This window comes from Bifidobacterium hapali (assembly GCF_002259755.1).
Lineage (GTDB): Bacteria > Actinomycetota > Actinomycetes > Actinomycetales > Bifidobacteriaceae > Bifidobacterium > Bifidobacterium hapali.
Window position 1 is genome coordinate 1 of sequence record NZ_MWWY01000031.1, and the last position, 16486, is coordinate 16486.

Consider the following 16486-nt stretch of genomic DNA (forward strand, 5'->3'; position numbering starts at 1 on the left):
TGCGGGTGAGGATTGCTTCTGGTATTCATACATTTACAGTAACCCAGTACGCTTGACCGGTCCAGACGGCTCCCCGTATGTGACAATCAAGAAGGATAAGAACGGTAAGTATTATTACGATGCGTTCATCCCAGCCAACTATTCAGGCTCTCATAAGATCGCATTGCAGGATGAAAAGGGCAATATTCAAGGCTGGACTGACGTAACCGTCGGAGAGCAAACCCCAACACCAACCCCGACACCTGCTGACAAGACTGCGTTGAACAAGGCGATTACTGCCGCGAGCAAGCTCGTGAAAACGGATTACACGCAAGCATCATGGGCACCGTTCGCGAAGGCACTTGAAGCAGCGAAGACGGTCGCCGGTAAGGCTGACGTCAAGCAGGCTGAGGTCGATGCCGCAGCTAAGGCGCTTGTGAACGCTCAGGCTGCGTTGAAGAAGGCTGAGAAGACGCCAAGCAAGGATGAGTCGGGTAATAAGGCTGATACTGATACGACGAAGCCTGACACGGATAAGAAGCCGGAGCAGAAGCCTGCGAAGACTGATACGAAGAAGCAGACACTACCTAAGGGTGGTGCCAGCATCATCGCAGTCATCGCAGTAATGGCTGCACTCGCCGCTACTGGCATAGTAGTCATGCACCGTCGCCGCGCGTAATACACGCGTTAAGCGCATAACCCTCTCAAGGGGTGGATATCGTAGCGATATCCACCCCTTTCCCATATGTAATCGCAGCACCCTTGCTAGGACACACCGTTCAACGAACAGCAACACTGTTTGTAGATACGCCGACAGGCGAGCCAACAAACTACGCGCGTAGCACGCCCATAATTGCAAGACAAACTGTCAGCATTAGCCGACAGCGATACCCTTGGAACGTTCCGATGGTGTAACTACCCCGCAATCGTCTTCAACGAGGCGACTACAGGTGTTGGAAGACCCTAACTGAGCAGTACAACGACACTATCATTGACTTACGGTCGTCTACGGGGCTTTGGGAGGCCGTAACTCAGTATTAGGTTGGTGATAGTGCTCAGTTACGGTCGTTGTTGAGGGTGCAGGAGGCCGTAACTCAGCAGAAGACAGGCGATAGTGCTCAATTATGGCCGTCTGAGTGCATCGGTTTGTAGCGCTGGATAACTACAACGTTGCTGGTGGTGATGATTAACCTATAATTCACCTTGAGTTTAGGTGTTGTCGGTGGCGGGGATGGGCGCATCGTCGACAATGGTGTTATGAGTGGATTAGCCAACGATTCGCGCAACAACGTAGTGTGTGAAACATTGCGTGAAACAAGTCAAGAGATAACGTCAGATCGGTTCGGGGAAGCCGATCGTAAGCCTCATCATGCGCGCGGATGGTGGCATCGCCTCACTGCAAAACGGCCATCGATCCTCCCATCAACCCGCAAAGTCTCTCGCCACATATCGGCCATTCGCCGCGCGGTCACCGCAACCGTAGCAGTAGTCGCATCTGTCGGCATGCTCGCTGCATGCTCAACGTCCAACCCATTCAGCGGCAACGCCAGCTCCGATAAAACGCAAGCATTCACCCCAGCTAAAGGCAAAGCCGAAGCAACGCTGAACATCGCATCCGGCTCTGAGAACAAAGAAGTCGCTGACGCAATCCAACAAGCTGTTGACGATTCCGGCGTAGCTGTCACCATGCACTACATGGGTTCGCTTGACATCATGAGCGCACTGCAAAACGGTGGCGACACGTACGATGCAGTCTGGCCAGCATCTTCCATGTGGATCTCAATGGGCGACACTAAGCACATCGTCAAGGATGCGACCAGCACATCTACCACGCCAATCGTGTTCGGCATCGCCAAGTCGAAAGCCGAACAGCTCGGCTGGGCAGACGCAAACGGCACTACCAAACCGGTTAAGACCGCCGACATTATCAAAGCCGTTTCCTCCGGCGACCTCAAGTTCTCGATGACTTCGGCCACGCAATCCAACTCGGGCGCGTCCGCATACCTCGCGTTTATGACCGCGCTCACCGGTCGTGATGAACCGCTTAACACCAGTGATCTGACCAATACGCAGCTCACCGATCAAGTCGCCACACTGCTTAAGGGCGTCGACCGCTCATCCGGTTCATCTGACTGGCTCAAAGACATGGTTGTCGCCAATCCTGACCGTTTCGACTCAATGGTCAACTACGAATCACTCGTCATTCAGGCTGATAAGCAGCTCACACAAAACGGTCACGATCCGCTTGTCGCCGTCTATCCAGCCGACGGTATCGCCGTATCTGATTCACCACTCGGCTATGTCGACCGCGGTCAAAACTTGAACGACGCGTTCTCAAAGTTCCAGAAAGCCTTAAGTTCCAAGGATTCCAAGCTGCTTTTCGAGCGCGCTGGTCGACGTACTGGACTCGGTGGCACGCTCGCATTCGCCGACGATAGCGAAGTCAAGCAGTCGTTCCGCTCCGAATGGGGCATCACCACGAGTGCTGAAGCGCTTAAGACCATCGCGCTACCGTCCGCCGACGTTATCAATCAGGCGCTCACCGTCTACCAGACGAAACTACGCAAGCCGAGCTACACAATCTGGGTTGTTGACTACTCGGGTTCGATGAGCGGCGACGGTAAGGAGGGCGTGGTCAACGGACTGACCGCCGCGCTCGACCCGACGCAAGCTAAACAGTCACATATCGAACCGTCAGACAGCGACGTCAATATTCTCATCCCGTTCTCATCCGCTGCGGAAGATGCGACACGCGTCGAAGGCACAAGTACCAGCCAACTGCTGGCTCGCGCGCGCAGTACTGACGCATCCGGCGGCACGAATATTTACGATGGTTTGACTGCCGCGCTCGGCTTACTGCCGAACGATTTAAGTAACTACACGACTGCGATCGTGCTCATGACTGACGGTCAGTCTGAGACTCGCGATAAGAACTACTTTACCGGTGAATATCAGTCGCGCGGGCAGGATGTACCGATTTTCTCGATTATGTTCGGCGACGCGGACCCAGATCAGCTGAACGAACTCGCCAAGTTAAGTAACGCGAAGGTATTCGATGGTCGTAGCGGCGATCTGGCGGCCGTATTCCGGCAAGTTAAGGGATTCAACTGATGATCGGTATTATTGCGGGGTTTGTCATCGGTCTGGCTTTGGCAGGACTTGCGTTCTGGCTGGCTGGCGGTGGCGTGCTTGGTCTTGTGCTCGGGCTGGTGTGTGCAGTACTCGGATATGTGGCCGGTTCGACGTTGCTGCAACCGGAACGTCGGCTGGGCAAGATTGTCGTCTCTGCGTTACCGAACGGGCAGAAAGCGGCGGCTGCGATTGACGATGCGAACGCAATGCTGAACCGCATCAGTATGTTGACTCGACAGGTTCGTGATCCGCAGGTTCGTGCTGAAGCGGATGATTTTATTGCGGCGACGCGCGATTTGGCGCGGTATGTGAACACGGATACGAGCGCGTATGCGACCTTGCGCCACTATACGAATGTGTATGGCGAACAGACTGCCAAACTGCTGAAATCGTATGTTGACGTGGAACAGTCCGGTGCGCACGATCAGTTGCCGGTTGCCCAGCGAGAAACTGTTGAAGCGCTTCAGGTACTGGAACGGACGGCGGCAGGGGAATTGTCGCGTGCGGTGTCGGCTAAAACACTCGGTATTGCTGCTGATTCTGAAGCGATTCAGCGGTTGGCGAGTATGGACGGATATTCAGCGCAGGCGTCGGAGGCAACTGAGACGACTGATGGCGATACGCGAGGTGCGGCGACTGCTGCTAACGCTTCTGAGTTCGGCGCTTCGCCAGTCACGCCGCATACTCAAGCGCATCCGGGATCGCAGGTTGGGGAGCAAGCATCATGAAACTCACAAAATCGAAACTTATCGGATTAATTGCGCTCATCGCAGTTGTCGCCGTAATCGGCGGCACGATTGTCTGGCGGCAGGCACAACCTAAACCGGTTGAGATTCAACAAGTCAATGGTTATCTTGGCGGCGAAAAAATCGGATTATTTGACGACGAGGAATTTGCCAAACTTGCTAGTGACGCAGGACTGAACGTCAACTATCGTAAAGCTGGATCGCTTGCGATGATGGACGCCGACCAAACCGGCATGGATTACCTCTTCCCATCTTCGCGCGCAGCCGTTGAATACGGTAAAGCAAAAGGTGTGAACACATCGAACGCTGATATTGTGTTTAACTCGCCTATCGTGATTTACACGCATAAAGTCGTCGCTGATTCGCTCGTCAGCAGCGGCATTATGAGTAAAGACAATGCGGGTGCTTACCACATGGACATGGCCAAGGCGGTTGATGCAATGGTCAATAACAAGTCGTGGGCCGACGTCGGTTACGCGGCAGGTTACGGCCAGTTCCGCATCGACTCAACCGATCCAGTCAAATCAAACTCCGGCAACGAATACGCTGCACTCGTCGCAACCGTGCTCAACGGCGGTCAGCCGGCCACGACTGACTCAGTTGCGCGCGACTCAGCCAAAATCAAGGCAATCTTCGCAAAATCAGGTTGGATGGAAACCAGTTCCGAGGACAGTTTCAACCAGTTCCTCACGCTCGGTGTCGGATCCAAGCCGATGATGATCGGCTACGAATCACAGCTGCTCGACCTCGCCGTCAATCAACCCGACGCGTTCAAACAGGTGAAAGACGACGTCGTGCTCGTCTACCCAACACCAACCGTGTGGAGCACACATACGCTGATTGCGCTTGACAGTAAGGGCGAACAGCTGATGAAACTGCTCAAGTCCAACGCAGTGCAAAAACTCGCGTGGGAACGTCATGGATTCCGTGCAGCCAACTACAGCGGCACTGACTCGATTAAGCGGTTCAACGTTCCGGGCGCGCTCGAACAGGTCAGCGCCGTCACCGAACTGCCCAATAACGACGCCATGCAGGCCATCATCAAAGCACTGAGCTGAGCGCGAGCCGGCCGGCCGGTCCAAACTGGGCAGCCTAAGCTCATCACATCGCCATCAATACGCCATTCCAACGAAAGGAAACACACCAATGACTAAGCAACTCACTCTCGCCGATCTCGCCGGCGGCAACAACGCTGTCACGTCGCCGAGCCTTACGGGCGCGGACGCAACCGCTGATCCAAACGCGGGCGCTGTCGTCCCCACCGCCGACCAAGCCAAAGCCGAAGCCGCGCTCAGCCCCGACGAGCAAATCGCGAAATTGCCAGCTGCCGACCAACAGCAGATCGCCCAACTCGCCGGCAACATCGATTTGACGCGTGACGGCATCGAATCGTCGTATGGCAAAGACGTGCAGCGCGCCACCTCCACATTCGCCGATGAAATCCTCTCCGAAACCCGCTCCAAGGACACCGGCGAGGCTGGCGACCTGCTCGCGACCATGCTCACCACCATCGACGAGGCCGAACTCGGCGGATTCCGCAAGATTCCGATCATCGGCCAAGTCGCCGTCTCCATCGACAAACTGCGCCGCCGCTACCAAAAGGTCGATGCACAGATCGACGAGATCGTCACCAAACTCGAAAAGGCGCAGGCCAAACTCGTCGCCGACATCGCCATGTACAACACCATGTACGATCAGAACGCGCAGCAGTATCGCTCGCTTAAACTCACCGTGCTCGCTGGCAAGAAGGCGCTCGCCGACTTCAACGCGAACCAGCTGCCGGCGCTCGAGGCTGAAGCTGCGAAGAGTGGTGACGCGATGCAGGCACAGGTGCTCAAGGACTTCAAGTCCAAGCTTGACCGGTTCGCCAAGCGGCTCGACGACCTCGACCGCGTAAGCGTCGTTACGTTGCAAACTGCGCCGCAGATCAAGATCATTCAGAACGCCGACCAGACCATTGTTGACAAAATCGACACGACTATTTCCACCACGATCCCGGTGTGGAAGTCGCAGATGGTGATCGCGCTGGGTCTGTCCAACCAGCGGGCCGCGCTCGACCTGCAGAACAAGGCCGACGACGTGACCAACAAGCTGCTTTCGCGCAACGCCGAGGCGCTGCACAAGGGCGCGGTAGATGCTGAGAAGGCGAACCAGCGGTCCGTGATCGAGATCGACACGCTTGAGAAGATCAACTCCGAGCTGATCGCCACGCTGCGCGAAACCGTGCAGATTCAAAAGGAAGGCAAGGCGAACCGCGAGGCTGCGCAGGTGAAGATGCGCCAGATCGAGTCTGATCTTAAGGCTGCGCTCATCGATAACGCTCAGCGGTTGTGAGACGCGAGGCTGACGTGGCGCGCCTGGTGCTTGAGCCCTTGCCCTGCGGCAAGGGCGACCTCGGGGTGTATTCGGTGGCTTTCTTCAAACCTTGAGGCAGATTTCGGGGCTTGTAGGGTTCTTTCTTCAAACTTTGAGGCAGGCTACTTGTGTCATGCCTGCGCATAAAGGCAATTCGGGGGTGCGCAGGAGGTGTGTTGGCTGAGGTGGTTGCCTCAAAGTTTGGAGAAAGACCTCGTCGGCTCGTGGAATCTGCCTCAAGGTTTGAAGAAAGATGTCATCCATGACGAGCCGGAGCCTCAAAACACGCTCCGCCTTGGGGTCACAGTGCCAATCGGGGCGCAGGATCAGGGTTGAATCAGTGGTTTCCCTGAGCCTGTCGGCGGAATGATATGCCATGATGGAGTCATGAGACTGTTGGGCAATATTCTGTGGCTGATTCTTGGCGGGTTGTTCCTTGCATTGGGCTGGGCAGTAGTCGGGCTGATTCTGTGTGTGACAATCATTGGTATTCCGTTGGGATTGCAGGCTTTTAAGATGGCTGCGCTCACGTTGACACCGTTTGGCCAGACGGTGTCGTACGGCGGCGGGGCTGGCTCGACGCTGGTGAACATCATCTGGGTGGTGCTTGTTGGCTGGTGGATGGCGATCGGCTACGTGGGCGCCGGGCTGGCGAACTGCATCACCATCATCGGGATCCCGTTCGGCATCCAGTCGTTCAAGATGGCCAAACTCGCGCTGTGGCCGTTCGGCGCGGACGTCGTGAGCGTCCGATAGGTGTGCTGTCGCGTTCGGATCCGTAGTAATCATGTGTGGTGGTTGAAGCTGCTTCACTCGCGAGGCAGACAATTAATGGTGGTCAGCATAGACTTTCGCCGAGCGGTCGCCGATGCACCCTGCGCCACTGCGCTGGATCGGGTGATGAGAGGGCGCCTTGTGCCTTGCTTTCGGCCATGTTGTAAGGCGGGCGCCTGCCGTGGCTTTGGCACGAAATCGGATTCTGACGGATTTTCTGTCACACCCCGCCGGAATCCGCGGTTTTGCGGAAGTTGAGACACGGATTGTGGGCATATGCCCGCAGGATCACCCGAGCACGGCGAAGGACTGCGGGGGGAGCGTCACGGTGACGCCGTCGACCGTGGGGTCGCCGAGCGCGAGTCGGGTGGCGGGGGATTGCGCGGCGAACTCGGGCGGGAGCGTGACCGTTTCGGTCTCGCGGCCGGGGTTCATGGCGACGAGGACGGCGGCGGAAGAGCCGGAAGAGGATCGCCGAGGCGTGCGCAGGTAGGCGAACGCACGGCCGTGCCCGGGCGCGGCGACCGGCTCGAATCCGGCGTCGGATCGGAGCGCGGCGGATTCGGCGCGGAACGCCAGCAACGCCTTGACCCAGTGGTACAGCGAGTCGGCGCGGCCGGATTCCGACGCGACGGTGGGTATGCCGGCGGCAGCGTCGGACTGCCCGACGCGGGGCGCGCGATCGTCGTCATCCAATGACTCGACCGGCAGGTACAGGTTCTCCGGCAGTCCGTCGGAGAACCCGAGGTTCGGCAATCCGCCATCCCACTGCATCGGCGTGCGGCTGCCGGTGCGCGTGTATCCGCCCTCCTTCGTGGGCAGGTCGCGGTATCGCATGCCGATCTCGTCGCCGTAGTACACGAACGGGCATCCCGGCATCGTCAGCAGCATGCCGAACGCGATTTTGCGTTCGCGCTCGGTCAGCCGCGGCGCGAACCGTCGCGTGTCGTGGTTGCAGGAGATCAGGTCGAACCGGCCGCCCGCGCGCTCGCAGTCGTGCAGCTGCGGCAGGTACTGATCGAGGAACGGCTTGATCGGCGCGCCGGAGTCCGCGTTGAAGTAGCTCAGATCGCCGTCGTGCACGAACGGGTCGTCGGTGTTGCGCAGCAGCATGTTGTAGCCGTTCGGCTTGCCGTCCCAGCGCCAGTCGAGGTAGAAGTCCATGTCGAAGCCGGCCTGCATGGACTCGTATGGCCGCCCCCATTCGGAGACGAACGCGGCGGCGGGGAATTCTGGGCGGATCTTCGAGAACATGTACCGCCAGGTGCGGATGGTGTACGGCTTGCCCTCGTCGTCGTGCTTGACGAGGCTGTCGGCCATGTCGACGCGGAAGCCGTCCGCACCGCGTGAGAGCCAGAAGCGCATGACGTCGACCATCGCGTCGCAGGTGGCGAGGGCCTCGGGGCCAAGCGCGGCGTGCTGCCAGGCGGCGCGCGGGCGGGCGAAACCGTAGTCGAGTGCGGGCTGGCATTTGAAGAAGTTGATGATGTAGGTGCCGTCGCGCGGGGTTTCGCCGCCGATGAACGGCAGGCCGTCGCTGCCGGCGATCCACGAATCGGTCCAGATGTAGCGGTCGGAGAGGCCGTCGCGGTCGGCGGGGTCGGGCTGGGCGGAGGCGCGGAACCAGGGGTGCTCCTCGCTGGTGTGGCCGGGGACGAGGTCGAGCAGGACGTGCATGCCGCGTTCGTGGGCGGCGGCGAACAGGGCGATCAGGTCGTTGTTGGTGCCGTAGCGCGGGGCGACGCGCGTGTAGTCGCGCACGTCGTAGCCGGCGTCCTTGAAGGGGGAGTCGAAGAGGGGGTTGAGCCACAGTGCGTTGCAGCCGAGATTGCGAACGTAGTCAAGATGATCGATGATGCCTTGGATGTCGCCGATGCCGTCGCCGTCGGAGTCGGCGAACGACTGGGGGTAGATCTCGTAGAAGACGGCGGTGGAGAGCCAGCCGCGGTCGTCGGCCGCGTCGCCGGTGCGGGGTGTGCGGTGCGGTGCGGTGGGCTCCGCGGTGTGTCGCGATTCGTACATGGTCGTGTTTCCTTAGTGTTCCGTAGGTTTCTGCAGACGTTTGCATAAAACGGTGGTAGCAAATATTCTGACACGAATTGCCAACGTTTGCAAAACTGTGTATAGTGGGAACCACTGATGCGCTGCAAAGACGTTGTATAAGGAAGCATTGGTCATGATAATCACGCGGATGTGAACGTATGCAACACCGGGTTCTGCGAAGAATCTGCAACGTATGCAGTGCATAAGAGAAAACTGAGTGAAATCGTGTTCAAGGAAAGGAACGATCAATGAAGATCAACTGGAAGAAGATCGTCGGCCTGACTGCTGCGGCTGCGATGCTGGTTCCGCTGGCCGCCTGCGGCTCGGACTCCAACGGTGGCTCCAACAACGCCGGCGGCTCGACCTCCGGCACCGAGGACGTCACCCTGAGCGTGTGGGTCCCGCAGGAGGACCAGGACGGCGACAACTCCTGGCTGGCGCAGGTCGAGGCCAACTTCGAAAAGGAGCACCCGGAGTACAAGATCACGTGGAAGAACGACGTGGTCTCCGAAGGCGACGCCGTCACCAACGTCAAGACCGATCCGAAGGCCGCCGCCGACGTCTACATGTTCGCCTCCGACCAGCTCGGCGGCCTGATGGACGTGCAGGGCATCGGCGAGCTCGGCTCCGACGCGGAGGCTCAGCTCAAGGAGCAGAACGGCGACATGGAGATCAAGTCCATGACCGGCTCCGACGGCAAGTACTACGGCGTGCCGTACACCGACAACACGTGGTTCATGTACTACGACAAGTCCGTGTTCTCCGACGATGACATCAAGAGCCTCGACACGATGGTCGCCAAGGCCGCGATCTCCTTCCCGCTGTCCAACTCGTGGTACATCGGCGGCTTCTATGACGGCTTGACCCTGTTCGGCGAGGACGGCACGGACGCGGACGCCGGCATCGTGTTCCCGAAGGACGCCGGCGAAGTCACCAAGTACCTCGCCAACCTGGTCGCCAACCCGAACTTCTCCAACGACGACGGCGCCTCCGGCCTCGCCGATCTGAAGTCCGGCAAGACCCACGCCCTGTTCTCCGGCACCTGGTCCGCCAACGACGTCAAGGAAGCCCTCGGCGACAACATGGGCGTCGCCCAGCTGCCGACCATCACCGTGAACGGCCAGACCAAGCAGATCAAGTCTTTCTCCGCCACCAAGGCCGCCGCGTACAACCCGAACGCCAAGAACCCGAAGGCCGCCGCACAGTTCGCCGCCTACCTCGGCTCCACCGAGTCGCAGAAGCTGCACTACACGCTGCGCAACATCATCCCGACCGACAAGTCCCTGGCCAGCGAAATCGCTAACGACCCGGTCGCCATCGGCCAGTCCGACACCATGGCCAACACAGCCATCCTGCAGTCCGGCCAGTCCGGCATGAGCAAGTGGTGGGATCCGGCTCAGGCCATGGGCGAGGGTCTCGTCAACAAGGACGTCACCGCGGACAACGCGCAGGCCAAGACCGACGACTGGGTCGCGCAGGTCGGCACCTACGCCGAGTGAACCTGATCGCCGCCGGTTCACGCAACACAGACTCTGATCCGGCGGCGATCGACACCATAACTGAATATCCCATATCAGGGAACCATCTGAGGGTCCGATAAGGTACGCCACTGCGGAGCGGATGTCATGAAATCGCGCAACCGCCCCGCAGCCTCAACCATCAAGCGGTTTCATCCAAGACTTACCTCTCCTCCTTCTCCTCCATTGCCGATAAGGTCCGGGCGCCGAATCAGTTCGGCACCCGGGCTTTATCGGTTCTACCGGGTGCGCGCGAGGGAGAATGGGAGAGGGCTCCCGCGCAGTGTCGTGCGGGACGCTGTACCGATTTTGACAGACAATACACAACAAGGAGAGGCGGTAGGGTTTCATGACAACGGTAACCCTTTCCCGGCGGGAGATGCGGCGCCGCAAGACCATGGGCGCGGATTACGTGGCTCCCTCGCCGTATTCGGTGAAGGCGGCGCTGACCAAGGGCGACGTGTTCACCAGGCTGTCCGCGGTCGTGTTCGGCCTCGGCAACATCGTCCGCAAGCAGTTCGTCAAGGGTATCGCCCTGCTGGCGCTGGAGATCGCGTTCATCGTGTTCATGGCCATGAGCGGCGCGACCTATCTGTCGAAGCTGCCCGGCCTGGGCGACCAGGAGCAGGGCAAGCAGCTCGTGGACGGCTTCTGGGTGTATGTGCAGGGCGACAATTCCGTGGTCATCCTGCTGTACGGCGTGTGCACGATCGTCGCGTGCCTGTTGTTCGTCTACCTGTGGACGCTGTCGCTCAAATGCGCGTACAAGGCCGAATGCCTCGCCCGCGACGAAGGCAAGGCGCCGGGTCTGATGGACGACATCCACACGCTGCTCGACCAGAAGGCCTACCAGCTGCTCATGTTCCTGCCGACGCTCGGCATCCTCGTGTTCACCGTGCTGCCGCTGATCTTCATGATCTCGATGGCGTTCACCAGCTACGACCGCGACCACCTCGTGCTGTTCGACTGGGTCGGCTTCGAGAACTTCTCGAAGGTGTTCGCCAGCAACGCCGGCACCGTCAACGCCCGCCTGTTCCTGCAGGTGACGGTCTGGACGCTGGTCTGGGCGTTCTTCGCCACCTTCCTCAACTTCTTCCTCGGCATGTTCTTCGCGATGATCATCAACCGCAAGACCACGCGGTTCAAGGGCTTCTGGCGCGCGTGCTTCTCCATGTCGATCGCCGTGCCGCAGTTCGTCTCCCTGCTGGTCATGCACACCATGCTCCAGCCGAGCGGCGCGATCAACCGCATGCTCATGAACTGGGGCTGGATCGATCAGGCCCTGCCGTTCTTCACCAACGCGACGTGGGCGCGCGTCACCGTCATCGTGATTAACCTGTGGGTCGGCATCCCGTACACGATCATGCAGATCACCGGCATCCTGCAGAACATCCCGGCCGACCTGTACGAGGCCGCGAAGATCGACGGCGCGAACTGGTGGCAGATCTTCGTCAAGATCACCATGCCGTACATCATCTTCGTGCTCACGCCGTACCTGATCACGACGTTCACCGGCAACGTGAACAACTTCAACGTGATCTACCTGCTGTCCGGCGGCGCGCCGACCACGGTCGGCGACTCGGCCGGCAAGACCGACCTGCTGATCACCTGGCTGTACAAGCTGACCGTCGACAAGAACGACTACAACCTCGGCGCCGTGATCGGCATCATGACCTTCATCGTCCTCGCGGCGGTGTCGTTGATCACCTACCGCAATTCCGGTTCCTACAAGAATGAGGAGGCGTTCCGCTGATGAGCAGTCACAGCATTCAGAAGGCCCAGTCGCATAGCCTCATGCACGACGCGAAAAAGCGCCGCATCCTGGGTGACATCCTCTCGCACCTGTTCCTCGCCGTCATGGCCGTGATCTGGCTCGTGCCGATCGTATGGGTGTTCGCGGAAAGCTTCAACAAGAACACCGCGCCGTACACCAGCACGTTCTTCCCGACCGAGTTCACGCTCGACAACTACGTGCGGCTGTTCACCGACAAGTCGGTGCTCAACTTCCCAAAGATGTTCATGAACACGTTCATCGTGGCGTGCTTCGTGTGCGTGATCTCCGTGGCGTTCGTGCTCGCCGTCGCGTACTGCATGAGCCGACTGCGCTTCCGCACGCGCCGCACGTTCATGAACGTGGTGCTCATCCTCGGCATGTTCCCGGGCATTATGGCCGTCTCCGCGATCTACTTCATCCTCAAGGCCGTGGGACTCACCAGCGAAGGCCTGACCACGATCGCGCTGATCCTGGTCTACTCGGCCGGTTCCGGCGCGGGCTTCTACGTGATGAAGGGCTACATGGACACCATCCCGACCTCGCTCGACGAGGCTGCGATGCTCGACGGCTGCACCCGCCTGCAGGTGTTCTACAAGATCATCATCCCGATCTGCAAGCCCATGATCGTGTATCAGGCCATCATCGGCTTCCTGACCCCGTGGCTCGACTTCGTCATGGCGAAGGTGATCTGCCGCACGCAGTCGAACTACACCGTGGCGCTCGGCCTGTGGCTCATGCTGCAGAAGGAGTACATCCAGAACTGGTACGCGCGCTTCGCCGCCGCGGCCGTGCTGATCTCGATCCCGATCGCCATCCTGTTCATCGTCATGCAGCGCTTCTACCAGGAGTCGATGTCAGGGTCGGTGAAGGGCTGAGCCGGGGCGATAGCTCCGGCGAAGGCAGCATTGAGCCTCGCCGCAGGCGAGTCCGTAATTGCAGCGCCGCAGGCGACGCGTCACGAGGGTTATCCTTGTGCTTCACATAGGCTCAGCCTGAGCCGAGCCGATACAATAGGCTCCCCTCTCCCGGGGGAGCTGCTGAGCGACGATACGCATCCGGAAGTACAAGTAGAGTTCACACGCATAGCCGCTTTCGGCTGCGTCTCGCTCGGCGGCTCCCTTTGAGGAGGGGAGCCTCATCATGTGTGACATACCAACGAAAGGAATCCACGATGGAGCAGCTTGTTGACGCACCGGCCGTGGCCGTCGGCACGCCCGCCGATGAGGCGCAGCCGTGCCCGGACTACCCGGTCTACACGGGCGATGATCTCGGCGCGTTCCCGGACGCCGTCGGCACCACATTCCGCGTATGGGCGCCGAGCGCCAGCGGCGTCACGCTGCGCCTGTTCTCCACCGGTTCGACGGTCGAGGATTTCGCGGACGCCGCCGACCACCCGCAGCCCACGCTCGGCCCGGACGGCACCGGAGCGGTCAACAGCGCCGACCAGTCCGATCTGGCCGCCTCGCGCGCCGCCTCCGCCGTCACCGAACCCGAGCCCGATCCGGTCGAGACGCACGAGCTCACCCCCGGCGCGGACGGTACCTGGCTCGTGCGCTGCGACGGCGTCGGCCATGGCATGTACTACGACTATCTCGTCCGTTTCGCCGACGGCACGATCCACCGCACCGCCGACCCGTGGGCTCGCGCGGCCGGAGTCAACGGCCGTCGCAGCATGGTCGTCGACCTCGCGCGCACCGATCCGGACGGCTGGGAATCCGACTCCCGTCCGCGCATCCCCGCCAACGATCTGGTCATCTGGGAAACGCATATCGGTGACTTCAGCAACGACCCGCACAGCGGCGTGCCGGCCGACCATCGCGGCACCTATCTCGCGTTCACCGACGACGGCACCAGCGTCGACGGCAAGGGCGAGTTCCCGACCTGCGTCGCGTATCTCAAGCGGCTGGGAGTCACCGCCGTCCAGCTCATGCCGTTCTACGACTACGGTTCGCTCGACGAGTCGCTGCCGCGCACCGATCCGAAGCATGGCTTCAACTGGGGGTACGACCCGCTCAACTACAACGTGCCGGAAGGCTCGTACAGCACCGACCCGTTCCACGGCGAGGTGCGCATCCGCGAATGCAAGCGGATGATCCAGTCGCTGCACGCGGCCGGCATCAAGGTCATCATGGACGTGGTCTACAACCACATGTTCTCCGTCGACAACTGGTTCGAGCGCATGATCCCCGGCTACGCGCTGCGCCGGTGCGCGAACGGCGAGTTCGCGAACGGCTCGGCCTGCTCGAACGACGTGGCCACCGAACGCGCGATGATGCGCAAGTACATCGTTGATTCGGCGGTGTACTGGGCGCGCGAATACCACGTCGACGGCTTCCGGTTCGACCTGATGGGCCTGATCGACGTGGACACGATGAACGCGGTGCGCGAGGCGCTCGACGCGCTGCCGGACGGGGCGTCGATCCTCATGCACGGCGAGCCGTGGGCGCCCGGCCGTACCGCGCTGCCGGAAGGCGTCGTGCTCGCCGATAAGCGCGGCCTGCCGTACCTCGACCCGCGCATCGGCGCGTTCTGCGATTCGACGCGCGACGCGGTGCGCGGCCACATCTTCTACCATTGGGTGCCCGGCTATCTGACCGGCGCGGCCGCCGACTACGCCGAGGACATCCGCCACGCCGAGAACGCGTGGCGTGGAACACTGCGTGAAACGGCGAGCGTGGCGCAGGTCATCCAATACGTGTCCGCGCACGACGATCTGACACTGTGGGACAAGCTGTGCGCGGTCATGCGGCGCATGCCAACCGAGGTCGACTACGCGGCCGAGGATCCGTCCTGCGACGATCTCATGCGCGCGAACCGGCTGGCTGCGGGTGTCGTGTTCTCGGCGGCGGGCGTGCCGTTCATGCTCGGCGGCGAGGAGTTCGCGCGCACCAAGCACGGCGATTCCGACTCGTTCAGCAGCGCGGCGTCGCTCAACCAGCTGGACTGGCGGCGTGCGGAACGGCTGTCGTCGCTGGTCGACCATTACGCGGCGCTGATCCGGCTGCGTCGCGGCAATCCCGCGTACTTCGGCGATGCGCGCATGATCGTGCCGCGCGTGGACGAGGTCGTGGTGTTCCGCGTGGGCGACGACTGCATCGCGATCAACCCGACCTGCAAGACGCAGTCGCAGCTGACGATGGATCTGGAAAAGCCCGGGCCGTACGGCGAGGTGTCGCCGGTCGCGCCCGACGAGTGGACGTGCATCTACTGTTCGGCGGACTGTTCCGCGGGCGCATGCCCGGGCGAGGTGGAGAACCGGCGTCTGCCGTTGCCGCCGTACAGCTTCACGGTCTGGCGGCGCAAGCGCTGAACGGCTCGCCGACGGTCGGCGAACGGATGCGGAGGTGACGATGGCGCGATACGACGCGGTGCTGTTCGATCTGTACGGCACGTTGGTGGATATCCGTACCGACGAGTCCGCCGGCGCGGCGTGGGATGCGTTGCGCGGGGCGCTGGTGGAGGCTGGTTGCGGATGGTACCGCGACCGCGACGATGACCAGCTGAGGTCGGCGTTCGAGTCCGCCGCCGCGCCGGTGCGCCGCCGCGCCGCGGAACTGCATGGCCGTTGGGCGGAACCCGACCTGCTGCCGGCGTATGAGACGCTGCTGACGCAGGACGCGTTCGCGCCATTCGAGCGATTCGAGCCGTTCGCCTCGTCCGCGCCGGTACCATCCGCCGACGTCGCCGACCGTGCGGCCGCCGCGGCGTGGGCGTTCCGGCGGGGCAGCACGAGCCTGCTGCGCCTCTACCCGGGCGTGCCGCAACTGTTGGGGGACTTACACAGGGCGGGCTTGCGCGTGGTGTTGGTGAGCAACGCGCAAGCCTGTTACACACGGCCGGAACTGGATCTGCTCGGCGTGGCGGACGCGTTCGACCATGTGCTCATCTCCAGCGAGGAGGGCGTGCGCAAGCCGTCGCCCGAGATCTTCCTGCGCGCATTGGATCGCGAAGGATTGCAGCCCGATCGCGCGGTCATGGTCGGTAACGACGAACGGTCCGATATCCTCGGCGCGCGGTCGGCCGGCATCGACGGCATCTATCTGCGCACCGAGATCTCCCCGTCCGACGATCCGGACGTCAGCCAGCACGCCGTGCAATCGTTCGCAGGAGCCGATTATGCTGGGATCCTGCGATTCCTTGGGGTGCGGTAGCGTATGCCGTTCCGG

At 61.0% G+C, this 16486-nt stretch carries 11 protein-coding genes and 1 pseudogene; 11 read left to right on the plus strand and 1 reads right to left on the minus strand.

The annotated features are described in order from the left end of the window. From BHAP_RS11655 to BHAP_RS08120, 6 genes and pseudogenes are all read left to right on the plus strand, one after another. A pseudogene (locus tag BHAP_RS11655) lies at positions 1–658 on the plus strand (hypothetical protein); the annotation flags it as partial. A gap of 578 nt (positions 659–1236) precedes the next feature. After that, positions 1237–3090: a vWA domain-containing protein gene (locus BHAP_RS08095; protein WP_244569359.1), complete on the plus strand. Its 1854-nt coding sequence runs from the start codon at positions 1237–1239 to the stop codon at positions 3088–3090. After that, entirely contained in the window at positions 3090–3839 is a 750-nt protein-coding gene (locus tag BHAP_RS11505; protein ID WP_143248769.1) for a 5-bromo-4-chloroindolyl phosphate hydrolysis family protein, read from the plus strand. Before BHAP_RS08095 ends, BHAP_RS11505 begins: the two co-directional genes overlap by 1 nt. Beyond that, entirely contained in the window at positions 3836–4915 is a 1080-nt protein-coding gene (locus BHAP_RS08110) for a substrate-binding domain-containing protein (RefSeq protein ID WP_094730223.1), read from the plus strand. Before BHAP_RS11505 ends, BHAP_RS08110 begins: the two co-directional genes overlap by 4 nt. Before the next feature lie 88 nt (positions 4916–5003). Then, the gene (locus tag BHAP_RS08115; protein ID WP_244569360.1) at positions 5004–6191 is read left to right on the plus strand and encodes a toxic anion resistance protein; all 1188 of its coding nucleotides are present in this window, start codon (positions 5004–5006) and stop codon (positions 6189–6191) included. A gap of 408 nt (positions 6192–6599) precedes the next feature. Then, positions 6600–6968, plus strand: a complete 369-nt coding sequence (locus tag BHAP_RS08120; RefSeq protein ID WP_094730224.1) for a YccF domain-containing protein — start codon at positions 6600–6602, stop codon at positions 6966–6968. A gap of 306 nt (positions 6969–7274) precedes the next feature. Here BHAP_RS08120 and BHAP_RS08125 read toward each other — a convergent pair whose 3' ends face one another. Next, a complete protein-coding gene (locus tag BHAP_RS08125; RefSeq protein WP_094730225.1) occupies positions 7275–9008 on the minus strand; it encodes an alpha-amylase family glycosyl hydrolase in 1734 nt (577 codons plus the stop codon). Between the two features lie 269 nt (positions 9009–9277). On the opposite strand from BHAP_RS08125, the gene BHAP_RS08130 reads away from it, so the two are divergent. From BHAP_RS08130 to BHAP_RS08150, 5 genes are all read left to right on the plus strand, one after another. Then, positions 9278–10528 (plus strand): extracellular solute-binding protein, encoded by a 1251-nt coding sequence (locus BHAP_RS08130; protein ID WP_094730226.1) that lies wholly within the window; start codon positions 9278–9280, stop codon positions 10526–10528. A gap of 397 nt (positions 10529–10925) precedes the next feature. Then, positions 10926–12299 (plus strand): carbohydrate ABC transporter permease, encoded by a 1374-nt coding sequence (locus BHAP_RS08135; protein ID WP_094730256.1) that lies wholly within the window; start codon positions 10926–10928, stop codon positions 12297–12299. Continuing rightward, positions 12299–13195: a sugar ABC transporter permease gene (locus BHAP_RS08140; protein WP_211279713.1), complete on the plus strand. Its 897-nt coding sequence runs from the start codon at positions 12299–12301 to the stop codon at positions 13193–13195. Before BHAP_RS08135 ends, BHAP_RS08140 begins: the two co-directional genes overlap by 1 nt. A gap of 296 nt (positions 13196–13491) precedes the next feature. Then, positions 13492–15630: a type I pullulanase gene (pulA, locus tag BHAP_RS08145; RefSeq protein ID WP_094730228.1), complete on the plus strand. Its 2139-nt coding sequence runs from the start codon at positions 13492–13494 to the stop codon at positions 15628–15630. A 40-nt stretch (positions 15631–15670) separates the two neighbouring features. Further along, the gene (locus BHAP_RS08150; RefSeq protein WP_094730229.1) at positions 15671–16471 is read left to right on the plus strand and encodes an HAD family hydrolase; all 801 of its coding nucleotides are present in this window, start codon (positions 15671–15673) and stop codon (positions 16469–16471) included. Positions 16472–16486: the final 15 nt, after the last annotated feature.

Bases quoted from the DNA above. Each gene is read 5' to 3' on its own strand.
- BHAP_RS08130 (WP_094730226.1), top strand. From the start codon at position 9,278: ATGAAGATCAACTGGAAGAAGATCGTCGGCCTGACTGCTGCGGCTGCG.
- BHAP_RS08150 (WP_094730229.1), top strand. From the start codon at position 15,671: ATGGCGCGATACGACGCGGTGCTGTTCGATCTGTACGGCACGTTGGTG.
- BHAP_RS08140 (WP_211279713.1), top strand. From the start codon at position 12,299: ATGAGCAGTCACAGCATTCAGAAGGCCCAGTCGCATAGCCTCATGCAC.
- BHAP_RS08110 (WP_094730223.1), top strand. From the start codon at position 3,836: ATGAAACTCACAAAATCGAAACTTATCGGATTAATTGCGCTCATCGCA.
- BHAP_RS08115 (WP_244569360.1), top strand. From the start codon at position 5,004: ATGACTAAGCAACTCACTCTCGCCGATCTCGCCGGCGGCAACAACGCT.
- BHAP_RS11505 (WP_143248769.1), top strand. From the start codon at position 3,090: ATGATCGGTATTATTGCGGGGTTTGTCATCGGTCTGGCTTTGGCAGGA.
- BHAP_RS08120 (WP_094730224.1), top strand. From the start codon at position 6,600: ATGAGACTGTTGGGCAATATTCTGTGGCTGATTCTTGGCGGGTTGTTC.
- BHAP_RS08135 (WP_094730256.1), top strand. From the start codon at position 10,926: ATGCGGCGCCGCAAGACCATGGGCGCGGATTACGTGGCTCCCTCGCCG.
- BHAP_RS08125 (WP_094730225.1), bottom strand. From the start codon at position 9,008: ATGTACGAATCGCGACACACCGCGGAGCCCACCGCACCGCACCGCACA.
- pulA (WP_094730228.1), top strand. From the start codon at position 13,492: ATGGAGCAGCTTGTTGACGCACCGGCCGTGGCCGTCGGCACGCCCGCC.
- BHAP_RS08095 (WP_244569359.1), top strand. From the start codon at position 1,237: ATGAGTGGATTAGCCAACGATTCGCGCAACAACGTAGTGTGTGAAACA.